Origin of the sequence: Brevibacillus sp. JNUCC-41, assembly GCF_014844095.1 — a bacterium.
GTDB lineage: Bacteria > Bacillota > Bacilli > Bacillales > DSM-1321 > Peribacillus > Peribacillus aracenensis.
On the sequence record NZ_CP062163.1, the window covers coordinates 4,757,733 to 4,777,596 of the forward strand.

The 19,864-nt window shown below is 40.6% G+C and carries 14 protein-coding genes and 1 pseudogene; 1 reads left to right on the forward strand and 14 read right to left on the reverse strand.

The features are described 5' to 3' along the window. Window positions 1-4: 4 nt before the first annotated feature. From dgoD to JNUCC41_RS23070, 12 genes are all read right to left on the reverse strand, one after another. A complete protein-coding gene (gene dgoD, locus JNUCC41_RS23015) occupies window positions 5-1,153 on the reverse strand; it encodes a galactonate dehydratase (RefSeq protein ID WP_192205016.1) in 1,149 nt (382 codons plus the stop codon). A gap of 68 nt (window positions 1,154-1,221) precedes the next feature. Further along, window positions 1,222-2,691, reverse strand: coding sequence for an alpha-ketoglutaric semialdehyde dehydrogenase GucD (gene gucD / locus JNUCC41_RS23020; protein ID WP_192205017.1), 1,470 nt, complete (start codon window positions 2,689-2,691; stop codon window positions 1,222-1,224). Between the two features lie 22 nt (window positions 2,692-2,713). Next, on the reverse strand, window positions 2,714-3,871 hold the full coding sequence (locus JNUCC41_RS23025) for a UxaA family hydrolase (protein WP_192208297.1): 1,158 nt from the start codon (window positions 3,869-3,871) through the stop codon (window positions 2,714-2,716). Between the two features lie 4 nt (window positions 3,872-3,875). Next, a complete protein-coding gene (locus JNUCC41_RS23030; protein ID WP_192205018.1) occupies window positions 3,876-4,175 on the reverse strand; it encodes a UxaA family hydrolase in 300 nt (99 codons plus the stop codon). 10 nt (window positions 4,176-4,185) lie between these two features. After that, complete coding sequence (locus JNUCC41_RS23035) at window positions 4,186-5,073, reverse strand: fumarylacetoacetate hydrolase family protein (RefSeq protein WP_192205019.1); 888 nt, start codon at window positions 5,071-5,073, stop codon at window positions 4,186-4,188. A 31-nt stretch (window positions 5,074-5,104) separates the two neighbouring features. Beyond that, a complete protein-coding gene (locus JNUCC41_RS23040; protein ID WP_192205020.1) occupies window positions 5,105-5,872 on the reverse strand; it encodes an IclR family transcriptional regulator in 768 nt (255 codons plus the stop codon). A 62-nt stretch (window positions 5,873-5,934) separates the two neighbouring features. Further along, a complete protein-coding gene (locus JNUCC41_RS23045) occupies window positions 5,935-8,139 on the reverse strand; it encodes a dihydroxy-acid dehydratase domain-containing protein (RefSeq protein ID WP_192205021.1) in 2,205 nt (734 codons plus the stop codon). Between the two features lie 21 nt (window positions 8,140-8,160). After that, complete coding sequence (locus JNUCC41_RS23050) at window positions 8,161-9,429, reverse strand: nickel pincer cofactor-dependent isomerase, group 22 (RefSeq protein ID WP_192205022.1); 1,269 nt, start codon at window positions 9,427-9,429, stop codon at window positions 8,161-8,163. Window positions 9,430-9,453: 24 nt separating this feature from the next. Next, window positions 9,454-10,500, reverse strand: a complete 1,047-nt coding sequence (locus tag JNUCC41_RS23055) for a TRAP transporter substrate-binding protein (RefSeq protein WP_192205023.1) — start codon at window positions 10,498-10,500, stop codon at window positions 9,454-9,456. A gap of 58 nt (window positions 10,501-10,558) precedes the next feature. Further along, on the reverse strand, window positions 10,559-11,836 hold the full coding sequence (locus JNUCC41_RS23060; RefSeq protein WP_192205024.1) for a TRAP transporter large permease: 1,278 nt from the start codon (window positions 11,834-11,836) through the stop codon (window positions 10,559-10,561). Then, window positions 11,833-12,405 (reverse strand): TRAP transporter small permease, encoded by a 573-nt coding sequence (locus JNUCC41_RS23065; RefSeq protein ID WP_192205025.1) that lies wholly within the window; start codon window positions 12,403-12,405, stop codon window positions 11,833-11,835. The genes JNUCC41_RS23060 and JNUCC41_RS23065 overlap by 4 nt, the downstream gene beginning before the upstream one ends. Window positions 12,406-12,441: 36 nt before the next feature. Further along, window positions 12,442-13,470 (reverse strand): TRAP transporter substrate-binding protein, encoded by a 1,029-nt coding sequence (locus tag JNUCC41_RS23070; RefSeq protein ID WP_228467423.1) that lies wholly within the window; start codon window positions 13,468-13,470, stop codon window positions 12,442-12,444. A 723-nt stretch (window positions 13,471-14,193) separates the two neighbouring features. Here JNUCC41_RS23070 and JNUCC41_RS23075 point away from each other — a divergent pair. Beyond that, window positions 14,194-15,930, forward strand: coding sequence for a methyl-accepting chemotaxis protein (locus JNUCC41_RS23075; protein WP_192205026.1), 1,737 nt, complete (start codon window positions 14,194-14,196; stop codon window positions 15,928-15,930). Window positions 15,931-16,001: 71 nt separating this feature from the next. Here the strand turns inward: JNUCC41_RS23075 and JNUCC41_RS27185 are convergent. Next, a pseudogene (locus JNUCC41_RS27185) lies at window positions 16,002-16,715 on the reverse strand (DUF4822 domain-containing protein); the annotation flags it as partial. A 662-nt stretch (window positions 16,716-17,377) separates the two neighbouring features. Beyond that, complete coding sequence (locus JNUCC41_RS23085) at window positions 17,378-19,639, reverse strand: metallophosphoesterase (protein WP_192205027.1); 2,262 nt, start codon at window positions 19,637-19,639, stop codon at window positions 17,378-17,380. Window positions 19,640-19,864: the final 225 nt, after the last annotated feature.

A 19,864-nucleotide genomic window follows, 5' to 3' on the forward strand; every position in this document is an offset into this window, starting at 1 on the left:
TTTATTACCATTCAGCGATGCTCCCGTCTTCATTACGCCAAATTGGGTTTTTCCAATCATGTCCGGTTTCTGCTGCCTGCTTCACTTTTTCCTCATCAATTTCCACCCCAAGACCCGGTTTATCCGGAATGTTCACATAACCATTTTCATAGTCGAATAATTCTGGATTTTTCATATAATCGAGAATGTCCATGCCTTCGTTGTAATGAATACCAAGGCTTTGTTCTTGAATTATGAAATTCGGTGTCGTTGCGTCCAGATGAATGGATGAAGCGAGAGTCATCGGACCTAGCGGGCAGTGCGGAGCGATCGCTACATCATACGCTTCTGCCATTGCGGCAATTTTTTTCCCTTCTAAAATACCACCTGTGTGGGACAGATCCGGCTGAATTATATCGACATAACCATCTTGAAGTAGCTGCTTAAAGCCCCAGCGTGTATACATCCTTTCTCCCGTCGCAATCGGACAAGTAGTATGCCAGGCAATCTCACGAAGTGCTTCATTGTTTTCCGGCAGCACCGGCTCTTCAATGAACATTGGACGGTATGGTTCGAGTTCTTTCACAATCACCTTTGCCATCGTTTTATGAATCCTCCCGTGAAAATCCACACCGATCCCAAAGTCTTTGCCAACCGCTTCCCTAATTGAAGCAACGCGTTCGATGACCGCCTCTACTTTCGAAAAACTATCAATGTAATTCATTTCTTCTGATGCGTTCATTTTGACAGCAAGGAAGCCCTCTTTCTGTTTTTCGATGGCAGCTGCAACGACATCCACTGGCCGATCTCCTCCGACCCATGAGTACACTTTAATTTTTTCACGTGCTTTGCCGCCGAGCATTTGGTATACAGGAATATTGAAGTATTTTCCTTTAATATCCCATAGTGCCTGCTCAATGCCAGAAATGGCACTCATTAAAATTGGCCCCCCACGGTAAAATCCACCTCGATAAAGCGTTTGCCAGATGTCTTCAATGTCGTTCGGATTTCTCCCGATCAAATAATCGGTCAATTCGTTAACTGCTGCTTTAACCGTTTCCGCACGCCCTTCCACGACAGGCTCTCCCCAGCCGGAAATGCCTTCATCTGTATCGATTTTTAAAAACAGCCAGCGGGGCGGAACTTTGTATAAAGAAATTTTATTGATTTTCATCAAGCACCTCGCATTGTTTTTTTGGAGGAAAGAGAGGTTTTCAAACATGGAAACCTCTCTTTCTCTTATTAAGAACCTTTAATGAAAACCGTTTTTATGGCTGTATAAAATTCTTTCGCCGCCTCACCTTGCTCTCGCGAACCCGTGCTCGATGCTTTCATGCCTCCGAATGGGGCTTGCAACTCAACGCCTGCGCTTTCTGCGTTAATACGGACAAGCCCTGCCTCAATTTCATCGATGAAATCTAGAATCGAGCTAATATTTGATGTGAAGATTGATGCACTCAATCCGTATTTCGTATTATTTGCCATGTCAATCGCCTCGGCAAGATCGGTTGCTTTCATAAGCGCGATAACCGGTCCAAAAATTTCTTCCTGTGCTATCACCATATCCGTCGTCACGCCTTCAAAAATCGCAGGTGTAATGAAAAAGCCCCCATCATAGTCTCCGCCAGTTAATATCTCCCCCCCATGAATGAGTTTTGCACCCTCCTGCTTCCCTTTTTCAATGTATTCTTTCACCGTATTGAACTGGCTTTCGCTTGCACATGGTCCCATCCAAATTCCCTCTTGAAGGCCGTTGCCAACCTTTATTTTCGCTGTTGCTTCTACCAGTTTTTGTTTAAATACATCATAGACCGGGGATTCAACAACAACACGGCTTGAAGCTGTGCATTTTTGGCCGGAGGAACGAAATCCACCGCTGATGACTGCCTCGACTGCTTGGTCGATGTTTGCATCTTTCGTCACGATGACTGGATTTTTGCCTCCCATTTCAAGCTGATATTTTATCCCGCGGGCGGAAGCTGATTTCGCGACGCTCTGACCGACACTTTCAGAACCGGTAAATGTGATTGCATTTAAAAGCGGATGATCGATGAGCCCTTGGCCAATAATCGATCCTTTACCGGTTATAAAATTCACAACACCCTCAGGGAAGCCTGCTTTCGTAAAGCATTCCATGACTTTCGCTGCTGTAACGGCGCCTTCCGTAGCGGGTTTCCATACGATTGTATTGCCATATACAAGAGCTGGAGCCATTTTCCAGATGGGAATGGCAACCGGGAAGTTCCATGGCGTGATTATCCCGACTACACCAAGTGGTGAGCGTTTTGTAAACATCAGGGCATCTTTATCAGAAGATGGAATAACATCGCCGTCTTTCCGCATCCCTTCCCCAGCATAGTAACGGAGGATTGCAACGCCTCGTGCAGTTTCGCCTTTTGCTTCAGGTAACGTTTTACCCATTTCGCGAGTCATGGTTTCGGCAATTTCATCTAGATTTTCTTCCAATATATTGGCCGCTTTGAAAAGGATTTGTCCACGTACAGACTGCCCGATCCTGCGCCAATCCCTCTTTGCCTTATGTGCAGATGCCACAGCTTCGTTCAAGTCATCTTCTGTTGAGCTTTGTACGTAGCCAACCGGTTCTTTGTCCGCAGGATTAATGCTTTCGATTGTATTTCCAGAAGATGCATTCACCCACTCATTATTAATGAAATTCTTATATGTTTTCGTTGCGAATGTAGTTGATATCATAATCTTCAGCTCCTTTTTCGTTTTAGAATGTCGGTCCAATTCTCCAAATACCAAAGTCATGCTGCTTTAAGATCTCCGCTTTTGTTAGTTTTCCGTTTGAAACATGCTGAATTTCTTCCATGATGCGCCTTCCCACTTCATCGACGGTTTCTAAACCATCAACAATCGTACCGGCATTTAAATCCATATTTTCATTCATCCTGTCAAACATTGGTGTATTAGTTGAGATTTTTATGACAGGTGTTATAGGAGAACCCGTTGGCGTGCCTCTTCCACTTGTAAAGAGAACGATTTGGGCGCCGCCTGCGACCATTCCCGTCAATTGCTCAATGTCGTGGCCAGGCGTATCCATCCAGACGAGTCCTTTTTTTGTGGGAACCTGGGCATAATCAATGACTTCTTCCAGCCTGGTTGTGCCCGATTTTGTCGCTGCCCCCAATGATTTTTCTTCGAGTGAGCTGAGACCTCCCTCAATATTTCCCGGACTTGGATTTCCGGTGCGGATATCTACGCCCATTTGCATCGAGCGGTCTTCCATCATTTTAATAACCGCATAAGCTTTTTTGGCTACCTGGTCGTTTGCCGCACGGTTTGCGATCAAATGCTCTGCACCGATGAGTTCAGTCGTTTCCGCTAATATTGCGGTTCCCCCCTGCTGAACAACCAAATCGCTTGTACGTCCGACAGCCGGGTTTGCCGATAAGCCGGAGCATGCATCAGACCCACCGCATTCCGTGCCGACAATCAGCTCGCTGAAATCACATAATTCCCGTTGCACCATCGAGGCATCCTGGACCATTTTAACCGCAATTTTAGCTACTTCGGCAATGGTTTGAAGAGTGCCTCCATGTTCCTGAATCGATACAGTTTCCACTGGTTTACCGCATTTAGCAATTTCATCTCCAATACGGTGCGCCTGATGTGTTTCACAGCCAAGGCCGAGTACTATGACACCATATACATTTGGATTCATCCCCATTCCCGCATAGGTTCTGGCCGTTTGATCAAAATCAGAGCCCACTTGCGCACAGCCATGCTGATGAATGAATGTGACGGTTCCGCTCACCAATTCTGTGACGCGCTGTGCAGTTTGGGTTGCGCATGTTATCGTTGGCAAAATCAGTACATGATTCCGGACTCCGACGCGGTCATCCGGACGGCGATAGCCCCAAAACTGCATTTTTTCATTCAGCAATTTTGTCACCCCTTCCTCTTTTACCTTCCAAATTGTGTACATGAACATGTGCACCAGCTGGAATAAAAGTTGAGGCTGCCCCTATGACTTCCCCATATTTAATTATGTCTGCTCCTTGTTCGATGGCTTTGACTGCGAACTTATGTCCAAAACGAATCGGTTCAAGAATGGGTACGACAAGTTCTTCAAGGTCTGCCTTCACAATGACTGATGTGTTTGCAGGGATTTCGGATAAAGCGACAGCTACACTATCTTTCGTACTTAAGTAAAGTGTTTTATACTCACCCATTTTGTCCCCCCTAAATTGTTTGAACTGCTTTACTTTGGATAACCGGGTTGTTTAATACTCCAATCCCTGGTATTTCGATTTCGATTCGATCATCGCCCTTCAATGTAAATTCATTTGGCGGAACCACGCATGTCCCTGTAAGTAACACTGATCCGTCAAAAATAGTGTTATCTAAGACTAAATAGTCGACAAGCTCTTCCAATTTTCGTTTCAGTTGGTTTACTTTCGCTTCACCTTCAAATACTTTTTCTTCATTTCGATAAATACGGCACATGATTTTAAGCTCATATGGATCCGGAACAGCCTCTTTTAACAAGATGGCCGGTCCAATGGAGCAAGAGTTTTTCCATACTTTTGCTTGCGGAAGATAAAGCGGATTTTCACCTTCAATATCACGGCAGCTCATGTCATTACCTGCGATATATCCAAGTACCGTTCCCTCTTTATCTATGACAAGACCAAGCTCCGGCTCCGGAATTTGCCATTTTGAATCAGAACGCAAGTAAACCGGATCATTCGGGCCCACGGTTCTTGCTGCAGTCGATTTAAAGAAAATCTCAGGACGCACTGCATCATAAACTTTGTCATAGAAAGTTTGTCGGTCCAGCTTTCCTTGTGTCGCTTCGTAGTTACGTGCTTCCTTGCTTTTTTTATATGTAACGCCAGATGCCCATACTTCCGGCGCATCGATTGGCGTTGTTAATTCAAGACCTTCCAATGGTCGCTTTTCCCCTTTGGCGATAATTTGTTTTACAATATCAAACGGTGTTCTGTTATCATGACGTGCCGTTGTAATCAACGACATAAAATCCGTAAATGGAAGGTCCACCACATTGTTTTCGTTTGTCACGGCAGCAAGTTGTTTCTTATTGTCTTTTACATAGCGAATAATTCTCATTTTCTAATTCCTCCTAAATGGCAGGCCTCATTTATATTTTTTGATATTCATAACCGAGCTCCTGCGAAATTTTACTGCTGCATTCCTTTAATAGACGTACATAATACTCATGTGTTTCTTCATTTACTTTCGAAGCAGGCATCGATACACTCATTGCAGCGATTACCTTTCCTGAATAATCTTTTATCGGGACGGCAAGACAGCAAATGCCCGGTTCGTTTTCTTCATTATCCATTGAATAGCCATTAATGCGTGCTTTTTCGATTTCCGCTAAAAACTGCTCCTTGGATCTAATCGATCTTTCGGTCGGTCCCGTATAATCATAGCCGTCCAAGAGCAAATCCAGTTCACTATCCGTTTTCGTCGCAACAAGGGATTTGCCAACTGCACTCGTATGAATCGGAACACGTCGGCCAATACGGGAGTAGAGGACCGTTACCCCAGTGCCCTCCACTTTATCGACATAAACACCTTCCTGCCCGTCTAATATGACAAGGTGCAGAGTTAAATTCGTTGTTGCTGAAAGCCATTCAAGATGTTTTCTTGCTACGTTGCGCAAATCGAGATGGGTCACAACAACGCTTCCCCTCTCCAATAGCTTTAATCCTAACGAGTATTTTCCATTTTCTTCGCCTTGTGAAATATAGTGATGCTCCTGTAAGGTTTTTAATAGTGAATGAACCGTACTTTTATGTAAATTCATTCGCTTGCTTATCTCTGTGATAGTTAGTTCACGCTCACGCTCATCAAATAAATCCAAAATTTTTAAGGCACGCTCCACCGATTGGATGATAGGCATCGTTCCTCACTCCTTTTATAATCTGTCTACCTTTATCTTATCGGATTTATGACGAGCATTCCTCACTTTATTTCAACTTTTTTTCCTTGGAGTAAGACATCCTGTTCATAATCAAGGACCGCATCCTCAATGACAGCGATTGGAACAACACCATTTGCAGCATCTGTATGTCCAAACATCCTGTTGCTGGCCGCAACCATTTTTTGTCTAACTTTCATCCGCTGCTTGCGTTCAGTTGCCAATGATTGTCTTTCTTCTATAAAATGATCCGCAAAATCATGAACAACCTTTCCTGAATGAAGTTGAGTAGCATCTACAAAATCAATCCGTCGATCACGAAGCTGAAGGTGGATTACATCCCCTGAATTTAGTAAACCAATGCCTCCGCCTTCATATGATTCCGGTGTCATATGTCCTATAGCAGCACCATATGTGACTCCTGAATAGCGGCCGTCGCTAATGATTGTAGCGATCTTTTTCATAACGCGATTAGCATTGATGTGTTGCATTGGTGTAAACATTTCCGGCATTCCGAATGCTACTGGCCCCTGCCCTGAGATAATGACCGCAATTTTCAATGTGCCTTCTTCAACCATCCTGTCAAATAACTCCCCATAGGAAGCATTTTTTAGAAGAGACCATTCCGCCTCATTGTTGTATTTAAGAGACTCGAGCAATAGATTATGTCCGAAAAGCTTTTGCTCTTTTATTTTTGAAAGCAGATTTGAATCAAGCAGGCTTTTATTTGCATCATCCTCGTTTTCGTAATAAAGGACAAATGCCAGCTTATCATCGAATTGGTCAAGCTGTGGTGTCGGCATTCCGCTGATTTTTACAACGGCGCTTTCAAAGAAGTTTCCTTTTAATACATCAACACCGCTGAATCCACGGCGTGGATTGGATAAAATGACCTGATTTTGCTTTACATTAACCGCTTTTAGGCTACTTGTAATCGCAAGACGTTCTTTCCAGGTTTTTGCTGCAACAGTCGGCGCATCCTGATCCATTGGTACACCATTCTCGATAAGTTCATAAAAAAGTGTTTCCATCCCCCTGCTTGTCCCACTGCAACATTGCATCGCAAGTGAATAAATGTCCCTTCCCTCTGTCAAACTGTAATCAAATAAGTCAGGAATTGGATGGGAATGATGAATGCGGTCAAGGTCCCATAAGCTGAATTTGAATCCTGCATAAAGCATGCCGGCGACAATATGCATCATTAAGTTAGTAGAACCACCCGAAGCGCTGTGAATACGGATTGCATTTTTTATGTTCGCAGCGACAATGTTGGCCACGCCGTAACGCTCTTCGTTTATCATGCCTGCAAAGCTATCAAGCACCGAGTTAATCTGGCGTTGTGTTGGTGGATCGGTTAACAGCTCCACGGCTGGATGAACAAGACCCATGCCTGCCACTAAATGACGTGAACTATTCCCCGTTCCATTGAAGGCACATACACCTCCCTGCCCGTCGCATGTTGCGACAGCAAGTCTCATTTCAAAATATTTATGCTGTTCCTTCGTCAATATTCCTCGTTCATACGCCCGTTCAAACACACCCTGGAATGCAGTATTCGATGAACATTGCAATATATATGCCATCGTATCTCGTAAATCAACCGCTACATCAGTAGCTCCTTTACTTTCCGCTTTTTTCGCAAGAGTTTCCAATTCCTCAATCACGTCAGCTGGAATCGAACCGCCTTCTAATACGTGAGCAGGTGCGAATGTTGCGAAAAAGGGAGCTTCACCACGGTTTCGGCGAACACGATCAACATGTGCGAGTGCACTTACAACACCAAGAGGCTGCTTATCACACCCTTGAATGACGAATGCACCATGATAACTGTGAGCTTCTAGCTGGTTGACAACCATTTGTGCAACCGCGTTTCGGCTCTGGAGAGAGTAACTCATTCCTTGATTGTTTTGCGCAGTTCCATCACACATTACCGGAGTCGAGAAATGAAACGGCACGCCGCCGTTTTGCCAGATGCGGATTGCTGCCCGTGCCGACGTTTGGTAATCCATTATATGGGCCGGATGATCGGACGAACCACCGATAATTGCGATACGCGGGGCATTCCTCTCTAGCCGCATATAAATTTCCTCAAGCGTCCAATCAGGCTTCCCCCCTTCATATGTGGAGCCAAGCGTCAACTTCGAACGGTCCAACAGACCCGCAACCGTAATGGGTTCATTTGCTTTTCCCTGTACATTATCGCGGTAAGGGTTAATTTCGTTATCGATTAGTGGATATAGGTGTGTCATTTGAGCACTCCTTTTCTGATTTCAAATGAATTCTTCCAATCTGTCTAGTGCCAATTCCTCTGGTTCTGAAAGAATCTCTATATTTTTGTTTTTTAAAGCTTCTTCCATCATGCTTTCAGAAATCCAAATTTCACCGATTTCAAGCGTGTTTTGTATTCTTACTACTCTCACTTTATTCAGATCGAAGGCATTGCACGTTTTGATAGCGGCTTTAACAGCCAATTCCTGCGTATCTAAAAACATCGGGAGCTTTACTACATCTGTCACTGTGCTTGTGAGTGCATTGGCGTAGCCTTTTTCCCACTCAATTTCATTCATGACGGCCTTCGTCGTCATATCAGCCATGCCGATGCCGTTTGCATTACCGTGAGTTTTTTCAGTAAGTCCAAGTACAACGGTCCGTTTAACGTCTGGCCCCCCGGTAGCATATGGAGTGGCGAAGTTACCCGTAATATTCGGATCCATTCCATCCCCCGAAATGTCCTTTCCGAGTTCATTTACAATAAGTACGTCGATCGAATCGAAATGTAATTTTGGCATCAATGATTTTGCTTCAAGCAATAGTCCGGGTTCCACTTCCTCCAGTTCCTCTGCAGGGACTGCGACGATTTTCGCTGGTTTATCATAGGCATTTTCAATTGTCGCAAGACCAAATATGATAGGAGCTTTTGTTAAGGAAATCTTCGCCATCTCAGGGACATGTTCCGCCATATACTTAAAGCTATATGCATGTGCAGCTTCGGCTCCCTTTTGCTTGCCTAAACCGATTGTAATCATTTTCATTAGTCCGCTTTCAACCGGCCCACGAAATGCCGTATGTGGTTTTATCCGATTAATGACTATGATTTTATCCGATTCATATGCAAGCTTATCAATATAGACAGGGAGCCCATTTGGCAATTCATCCAGTTGAATAACTTCCATCGATGAAAGTATTGGCGCTCCAACCGATTCCTCTGAAATACCCAGCTGAAGCAACACATCGATTTGCCCTTCCGCTGTAGCACCCCCATGGCTTCCCATTGCAGGGACGATAAAAGGATTGCCGCCAGCCCCTTTGACGGCCGCTACCGTTTCTCTTACTAATATAGGAAGGTCCGCTACCCCTCTGCTTCCTACTGCAATTGCCACCCTGTCATCTTCATTTATTCTTGATAAGACACCTGCTTCTTTTATCGACTTCTTCACCTCACCGGCTACATCAGTGATTTGAGGTGTATTAAATTTCTGCCTCACTTTGACCATTTTCGGTAATTGGATTTCACGTAATAGTTCAGAGATAATATCCATTTTCTTTCCTCCAAACAGTCTGAGTTATTTACCGCGTACTTTTTCAACTTCGCTCATCATTTCCTCTACAAGATCCGGCCCGAATTTTTGGGCATATTCGTCCGTCACTGGCTGGATGGCTTTCTTCATTTTTTCCACTTCTTCCGGCTCTACTTCATTGATTTTCATTCCTTCATCTTTTAGATACTTAAGTGCTTTTTCATTTTCTTTTTGGTTAACTTCCCGTTGATACTTTCCAGCCTCTTGTGCGGCCTCACTCATGATTTCTTGCTCTTGTTCTGATAAATCATCCCAGAACTTTTTACTTACCAGGAATACAAATGGAGTATAAACATGATTCGTAAGACTTAAGTATTCTTGCACTTCATTATATTTTTGCGTTTGAATTGTTGCGAGTGGGTTCTCTTGCCCATCAACAGTACCAGTTTCCAACGCAGTAAATACTTCAGAGAAGGCCATCGGCGATGGGTTCGCCCCTAACTTTGAAAATGCATCTAAATGCACTTCATTTTGCATGGTACGGAGTTTCAGACCTTTGAAATCATCAGCCGTTTTAATCGGATGTTTACTATTGGTTAAGTTTCGGAAGCCGTTTTCCCAGTATCCCAAACCAACTAAATCATGTTCCGGCAATTTATCCAAAAGTTTTTTGCCTACTGCACCATCAAGTACTGTATAAGCTTCCTCTTCATTATTAAAAACAAATGGGAAGTCATAAATTCCAAATTCCTTAATCATCCCCACAAGTGGTGAGGTTGAAGGTACAGTTACTTCCTGTAAACCGCCTTGAAGTGCTTCTGTCATTTTCTGATCATCTCCGAGGGTGGCATCAAAAAAGTTTTGGACTTTCATTTTCCCCCCGCTTTTTTCTTCAACCAGTTCTTTAAATTTCTCCATTCCTTTTCCTTGTGGATGCATTTTACTATTTCCGATTCCTGCTTTGATTGTTCTTTTCTGAATACCGTCGGCTGAAGCGCTTTCATTTTGTCCGCTTCCGCAAGCACTTAATAGTAGTAATGAAGGCAGTAAAACTCCAACCGCCAAACGTTTGAACAAATTATTCATTTTCATTTTCCTCCTAATAAATAAGATGAATATCAGCATACAGACCAATTACTTGATAAATCCCTTAGGAAGTAAACCATTCTAGAGGAACCAGCACTAAGGAAGGAAACAAAATCAATAAGATCAATACAATCACTTCAACGAGCAAGAAAGGCCAAATCCCCTTCATGATATCTTCCATACTGATCTTACTTATGCCGCACATGACATTTAAAACGGTTCCGACAGGTGGTGTAAGTAAACCGATGGCGTTATTCAGGATAAACAGGACACCAAAGTAAACTGGATCAATACCTGCAGCGACCACCAATGGCATCAAGACAGGTGTTAGAATAAGGATTGTCGGAGTCATATCCATAGCAGTTCCAACTACGATAACCAATAGGTTTATCATGATTAATAGAAGGAATGGATGATCCATAAATGGCTCCAGCAATCCAATTACCTGACCAGGTAAATCGGCTACAGTTATCAGCCAGGATGACACGAGTGCAGCAGCGACCAGAAACATGACAACACTCGTCATTTTTCCTGCATGGACAAAGACATCATACAAATCTTTCACTTTCATTTCGCGATAGATTACTAGACCGACAAATATTGCATAGACTGCAGCCACCACTGCCGCTTCAGTCGGTGTAAATAAACCGAATTTCAATCCACCAATGATTATGACGGGCAGGAATAGAGCCCAAATGCCTTGACGAAGAGATGTAAGTATTTCTTTTGCTGAAGCTCGGGGGTTAACGGCGACTTTATCTTTTCGTGCAACAATGGCCCAGGTAACCGTAAGTCCAACGGCTAGTAAAATACCTGGAACGATTCCTGCCATGAACAACTTTGTAATGGACACACCACTCGCGACACCGAAAATGATAAAGCCAATACTTGGCGGAATGATCGGGGCAATGATGCCACCTGATGCAATCAACCCACTTGACCGGTTCACATCATAACCGGACTTCACCATCATTGGAATTAATATAGCCCCAAGCGCTGCCGTATCGGCAACAGCAGATCCCGATAAACTCGCAAACAACACACTCGCAATGATCGCAACATAGCCAAGGCCTCCCTTGATATGGCCAACCAATTTCATTGCCATCTCAACGATACGCCGAGATAAACCGCCCCGATTCATCGCCTCTCCTGCCAGCATAAAGAACGGTATGGCCATTAGAGGAAAGTTATCCGCGCCACTGATTAGGTTTTGTGCGATAATTTGACTATCAAAAATACCAAGAAAGTACATAAGCACTACGCTACTAACAAGTAAGGCAAATGCAATAGGAATTCCAAGTCCCATGGCTCCCAGTAAAGATCCGACAAATACACCTATCATCCCTGCTTCTCCTCCTTAATTATCCTAATATCTGATTCAAATTCATCAGCATGGAGGGAAATTAGCTCTTCTGACTCACTTATCATAACTAATTCTTTGTCTTTAATTTTATTGAAGAAAATCCGATACAAGTTGAATATGATCATGCTGCCCATTGAAACACTTACAAGAATACCTGTCCCATATACAAATGCCAGTGGCATTCCAGTGGCCGGTGCAGCACTATCAATGTTTATCATGGTCATTTTCCAGCTTCCATCCAAGATTAAGAGAAGAACGAATAACATCATCAAATCACTAATAACCAGTACCACTTTTTTCATCTTATTCGGGAGCCGTTTAATGACCATGTCGACACCTAAGTGTTCTTTGTTTTTGAAAGCTCCGATGGCGCCGAGGAACGTCAACCAAATAAAGAGATACCTTGACATTTCTTCTGACCAAGTAATCCCTGAATTAAAGAAATAACGAAGAACTACATTACCAAACACGAGTACGACCATTATTGCTAAAGCAGCTGCCATAATAATGTTTAACGAATTTTCCAAGATTCTGGATATTTTATTCACCTATACATCTCCCCCTTCCTATCTGGAGCGCCTGCTTCATTCTGCTTTTATTTTTCCAATGAGCTCCTCCGCCCAGTCATTTTTCTCAAAGACTTCATCATAAACAGGTTGAGATGCTTTTAACATTTTTTCTGAAAAGTCTTCGTCAGGCGTAGTGAATTTGATTCCATTATCTTCAAGATATGCTTTGTCATCTTCATAACTTTTTTCCATCAATTCAAACTCATATGCTGCCGACTCTTTTGCGGCTTTTAGAATGATTTTTTGTTGCTCCTTTGTTAGCCCTTTATAGAATTTGCTATTGATAATGTAAATATTGGGGCTGAACATATGCTTGGATTCCAGTACATCACTTTGAACTTCATTCCACCCCGAGGATCTCAGCGTGGCAATAGGATTATCTTGTGCATCAACTACCTTTTGTTCAAGTGCGGTGAAAACTTCTGAAATAGGTAATGGGCTAACGTTCGCCCCCAATGATTCACCTAGTTTTATGTAATTCGGGATGTTCGGCATTCTGAGTCGAAGTCCATCAAAGTCTTTCATACTCTTAATTGGACGATTACTCGAAAACATCCTAAATCCGTTTGCACTCCATGCAAGTGGTGTCACGCCATGTTTTGGATCAAGCTCTTTTGTCAATTCCTCTCCTATAGGTCCATTCAATACCTTCTTTACATGACCGTAATCCCTAAATAGGAAGGGCCATTCAGGAACACCCATTTTAGGAATGTCCGACTGCATAATTAGTCCTGGAACACCCATTTCGATCGTTCCATTTCTGACTCCGTCGTAAAATTCTTTTTCTGCACCTAATGTACTGTTCGCATAAATCCGCACCTCTAGTTCACCATTACTCTCCTTTTCAACGATTTTTTTGAATTTTTCTTTCAGGGCAATGTTTTGAGGATGATTTTCAGCAAAATAATGCGCCACTTTAATCGTTTTCTTTTCAACTCCAGATCCACTGGTTTTTTCTCCCTCTCCTCCGCCACATCCTGATAAAAGGAATGCCATTGCTAGAGTTAAGCTTGTGGAAAATACAAAAAGCTTTCTTTTTTTCAATAAAAACCCTCCCCGAAGTTTTTTGTAAGCGTTATCATTTATCACTGATCTTATAACTTCTCCTCACCCTTGTATAAGCCAAAATAAAATTGTTTTATATTATAAAACTCCGTTTTTGTTTTATTCGGAGTAAGGAAAACACTTTAATTCTAAATACGTTTTTCAAGTGGATTCGACTTTTTAAATGATTACGTTTAATAAAATGAAGGGTTAATTTGTTCTATAATATAAAACTCTGTTTTTGTATTTGAAATCTTACGTTGATTATAAGCTTCCATTTTTACTAATGTCAAACCATTTTTTGAATTTTACAACAACTTAACAAATCTCTATTTCACTAATTAATATTTATAGATCCAGAACGTAAAAGTTGAAATGTATTTTTTCTATACTAGGATAGAAAATCATACGAAATCAGATCTCTTACTCTTCTTTAATTGTATTTCCTTCTGAAAAGGCAGTCTTTAAGAGTTTATTTTTCTTCTTTGATTTAAGTTTTTCCCCCTTCCATTCCTACAAAAGGTATATTCCATTTTTAAAGGTTTATATTTTCTTTTGAAAAATTAGAATCCATATTTAATGTTGCCTCTCATACAACAGGTTAAAGATGAAAGGTATAAAAACTCCACCCGAAGGTTTTAAAAAGGTCTCATTAAATATATTTAATTATTACCGATATATTAAACATGGTTAATATATAACACGGGGAAGGAATAAACAAAGATGAATAAACTCAGTACGAAAATAGGTTTTGTTCTTTTAACAGGCATGATCATCACATTAATTGGAAGTTTACTATTGATGTATAAAAGTACAAATGATACGGTCGAGAAAACAATCGCTATGAGCAGTTTAGACATAGCTAGCAACATCTCTCAAGGAATAAATCCAACATCTTATGCTGACTTTTTAAGTAATCAATCCGAAACCTCTACATATTGGGAGATACGCGAACAGTTAGACGATTATAGACAAAAAACTGGAGCATTGTATGTATATACATTGGGGATTAACGAAAGTAGCGAAAAAGTCCATATTCTTATAGATGGAACGGGTAAGGGAGATAAAAAAGCAGCTCCCATTTCAACACCCACAACCGCAACTTCATATCAGGATGTAGAAAGCGTCATGAAGGGTAAGGTTTCTACCACTTCCATCGTTCATGATCCTGAATATGGTGACTATTTATCCGTTTTTGTTCCCATCAAGAAAGGGGACGAGGTCATAGGAATACTAGGGGTGGATATTGATGCCAGCAAAGTCGACACTACGGCCAGCAAGGTTTTGGGTGGCATCCTTCCCCTGACCATAATAATCAATGTAATCTTAATGGCGATCGTAGTCGGTGCCTTAATATGGTTCTTGACTAGAAAGTTAAGCCCCCTTCTCAAGGTCAGCTTGGCTGCAAAGGAAATCTCAAATGGAGATTTATTAACAGCCAATAAACTGATAAGCAACATAAAAGTAAACGGGAACGACGAAATCAAGGTTTTAGTGAAATCCTTTGAAGAAATGATTACCAATACAATTATGATTGTCAACTCCATGAAAAGCTCATCTTTCCAGATTTTGGAGTCATCAAGTGATATCGAACACAAAATCAAAGAAATGGATACTTCCACACAATATATAGTTAATGGCATTCAGCAAGTCGCAGGAGCTGCGGAAGTACAATTGCACAGAAGTGAAGAATCATCGAGGGTCATCGAGGAAATGACCATAGGAATACAAAGAATTGCAGAAGCTTCTTCAGAAGTCAGCGAACAGACTAATCATGTTTCAGCTAGAATGTCCATTGGAAATAAAGATATAAATGAACTCTCAAGTCAAATTCTGCAAGTAAAAGATGTGATGCTACAAACAAGTTCAAAGATAAAGAAATTGGATGAACAAGCAAATGAGATTGTGAATATTGTACATTTAATTACCGGAATTGCCGAGCAAACAAACCTGCTATCACTAAATGCGGCAATTGAAGCTGCCAGGGCCGGTGAACAGGGTAAAGGTTTTGCGGTGGTATCGAACGAGGTACGGAAATTGGCAGTGGGTACGAAGGAATCTGCTATCAATATACAAGAGTCCCTCCTACATTTTAAATCCATCATAAATGAGTCAGTGAAAATGATGGAAACTGGAACTAAAGAGGTAGAGGAAGGGACAAAATTTGTCCTGAATACAAGAGAAACTTTTAAACAGACCATAGAATCTTTTAAGCGTGTTAGTGATCAGATTCAAGAAATATCAGCCATTACAGAACAAATGGCAGCAAGTTCCCAGGAAATCAATGCTTCGATAGAAGATTTTGCGGGATTAACAAGGGAAACTGCAGTGGCTTCAAAACAAGTGGCACAATCAACAGATCAACAAGCTAAATCCATGGAGGATATATCCTTCTCGACCTCCTCGATGGTAAAGCTAGCTAATGACCTGGAAACATCTGTTGAACAGTTTAACGCGTAAATATCTTGAACCACTATTCTATTACTATATTAAGAAAGGGATTTTGCTATTTATGCAAAATCCCTTTCTTTTTATTTAGTTGATTTTAGTTTCAAATTACCTTCATATGGTATATGTTCAACCGTTATCGTTATATCTTTTCCTTCTTTATCTTTACCGATTCGTTTACAAGTGAATTTATTTTCATTAAGCTCTGTAAGTTCAAGAACTGCACCATACTTATTTTCCCCTTGTGAAGCAAGGGCTCTTATCTTATTTCCATGAACAACATCGTAATAGCCGTAATCTCCACGGCTTTCACCGGTTTTAGCATCAAAAAATTCATACTTATTTGTTTTATCATCATATTTTGCCAGTCCTAAATAATTCGAGTTATAGCTTGATACATCATTTCCCTTTTCATCCAACGCCACTGTTCCTTGCAATGTGGTGCTGGATAAAATTCTGTCTCCATCAACGTCTGTATCTACTTCCCCAGTGTAAGTTTCCAAAGTTTTATCTGGATCACTAAAAGAAAGTTCTGTTTCAGTATAAGGAATATGATCAACAAACACTTCTACATCATTACCATTAGCATCTTTACCCATTCTTTTATAGGTAAACATATCCTCATTCAGTTCTGTTATTTCAACAACGGCTTGGTAACCCATTGATTCTGAGATTAACACTCGCATCTTTTCATTTGTGATAAAGAAAGTTTCATTATCACCACGACTTTTTTTAGTATTTTTATCAAAAAATTCATATCTCGATGATTCATCATCATATTTCGCTAGACCAATAAAATAAGATTTTTTGTATAAATGCTCTATCGATTTTATATCACCTGTTATTGCAAAAATCCAGCTGCTAAAAATAAGGTGATGGAAATAAGAATTACGCCAACGTAGGACAATAGAAATCTCATTTTAATTGACAAATATTTTCACCCCAAATCGTTTATAGAAAAAAGTTCACCGTTCATCTGCTGTTCTTGCCTGAAAAAAGTTTCCCACGGTAATCTTTCTTAGAACTTAAAAAAACATATCACACAAATCTTAAAATTTTCTAAAATACATAGAAAAAAATCCTATTTAATTGTCGGACAACAGTTAAAAACGTTCCTGTTGTTTTCAGAAATCCGCTCCCTTTCCGCGGACTTTCTGCCAAGCCTCCTCGACGCAAGCTTCTCTGGGGTCTCGGCTAGCTAGTTTTTTGTTAAAATAGTGGTTTTTCACCCTACCTTTTATAATAATGGAATGGTTTATAAATTATCCAAGAGTTAAATAAAGTTGCACTTCCATGCTATTTTAATTAATAACTATACCTTCATGTTGATGTATTATCTTGACAAAGATACGAAATAAATGAGTGATAAACCATTATAAATAAAAAAAAGCGAACTTACCCCTTAAGGAAAGTCCGCTTTTTACTAATACAAGTTTCAAGAAAAGTTCACCTCTTCTTCTCATTCATTTGGTGAAACGATCATTTGGTCATCCAATCTAATATCGTCAATCGACCAAAACCAATTATTTTTCGCATTATGCATTCTCCATTGTACTTTCATCGAAGAAGCATCTTCAGGAACCTTAATCGATTTAACCTCATACTTATTCAAAACATGTCCATTTTTATTATCGGAAGCATCTTTATTGTCATAAACGAGAACTTGTTGTTTTTCACCATTATCAAAGACAGCAGTTACTTCTGCTGTTTGCGTTCCTTCTTGTTTATAATGGGATGCAAATCCTAAGTATAGATCTTTTGTACCATCAACTTTTACAGAAGGTGAAGTTAATGTACTATCAAAAAAGCCTTTTGATGATGGTGAACCGGTATCATCCCATTCATCAGGATCCGCTACAGCTATTACATCTTGACCCAGCTCAAATTTGCTACGATCTTGGTCTTCTGCTTTTGTCCAAAAGTCCTTTGTTGTGAAACTCCAACCTTGCCACTCCATTGTACCGGCTGGCATATTTGAGCTATTAGTAACCGACCAGCCGTTAGGAGCTGCATGGCTCCAACCGAGAATAGAACTTGGAATGTTTTCATTCACTGCCGGCTTTAATGCAGACTCTAATTGGTCAAAACTTTCTCCAAGTAACATGTTTACGAATACATTTATATTTTTGGAGCCAATTTTTTGGCCGCCCTCGTAAGCAGTAATCGTGAATTGTGATGAACCGGAACTTTCCTTACTAGGTGTAGCTTTTATTGGCAACGTTTTTTCTTCAGTTCCTGAAAGCTCATACTCAAGTTCATTGTGCTCCACACTCCAGCCTTCAGGTGCATCAACTTTAATTTTCCCTTTCACATTACCATTTCCGTAATTTTTCATCTTTACTTGTAGTGTAGTCGATTCACCTACCGCTACTAAAGAAGGGGAAGCTTGTGCTGAGACCATTTCCAGAGCTTTTGTCTGACCTTCAGCCAGTAACGACTTTTTACTGCTATTGTTAAATGAATCTAGTGCTTGTACCTTAATTTCATAATCCGTACCTGGCTTAAGACCAGCTACAGGGAATTCTAAATTCTTTGGAACAGGATCAATATAGAATTCAGAAAATGCGATGAAGTCTGCGTCCAGCTCTCCTGTTTCCTTATTTTTCGCTGTAATGTGATAAGAATGTACGAGCATGTTATCGTTTGCCTGTGGAAATGTAATATTCAAACTTTTTAGTGTCGATTTTTCTTTTACAATCGAAGCCTTGTCTTTACCTGCAAAAACCGGTGGTAACTGATCTCGATCTTCTGTATATGTAAAGTTATTTTTTTTAGAAGGGTGTTTGATTACCCATGGTTTTCCTGCCCAATCGTCTTTATGAAAATCACGTTTTTTAAGGACAACTTCATTATTATAAACTTCTACAATCATACCTTGACTAATATCCCGATATCCTTCAGGATGAAACCCTTGAAGTTTGCCCGGCTCTAATTCTAAATAACTTACAGAAGACGTGCCAACAGACGTAAAGTCTTTTTGATGAATCGTTCTAGGGTCTTCAAGTGGATAATGAGAATGGCCTGAAAATGTAATTACCTGTGGATGTTTCTTTAATGTATCATATAAAAGTTCTTTATTTTCCTGAGTTCCCCATAAGTCACTTCCATACACAGTGTCTTTAATGTGTTGATGAAGAAAAACAAAGATTGGTTGGCCCGGATTCTCTTTTTCTGCTGCAGCTAACTTTTCGCCGAGCCAGTTAATTTGATGAACAGAATATAAACCATGCGTATTACCATTTTCCGGACTTAACGTAATAAAATCATATCCATTTACTTTTTTATGATAGTAAAGAGAATCCATTCCTGTTTTTTCGAGAAAACGATCTTGTGCTTTTTCTACTGAAAGTCCATTCCAATAATCATGGTTTCCCATAGTGAACATGGATTGAACATCGCCTTGTTTCTTCTCATTATAAATGGAGAAGAACTTATCATATTCAGTAGCGTAGCCATAGTCCGTTAAATCCCCAACGACAACAAAAGCATCCTGTTTAGGCGCAGCTTTGTTTAATTGATCCATCGCTGTTCTAAACTTGTTCATATCAGCAGTTGATCCATCATTTATATGTACATCACTGATAACAGGAAAAACGAGCTCGGGTTTACGTTTATTATCTGAATTTGAAGATTCCGAGAATGCTTGTACATTTGATAAAGATGTTGTTAATCCCACCGTCACAATTGTCAACATTGCAGCAAATTTATTTTTCGCTTTCAAAATCATTTTCCTCCTATATATCGTTTAGCCGTTATGATTATGTAAGTATTTCCCAAGAAGTAAAATATCCTCCTTATTTTTTAATTTTTATATGGTTTACCAATTAAATAGTAACTTTACATTATTAATAAAATATAGGTTCAGTGTAATTTAAATATTAATAAATCAAATAATACCTATGGCCAATAGTCCTTCCGTTCACTTAAATTGTTTCTGAGGAAGACT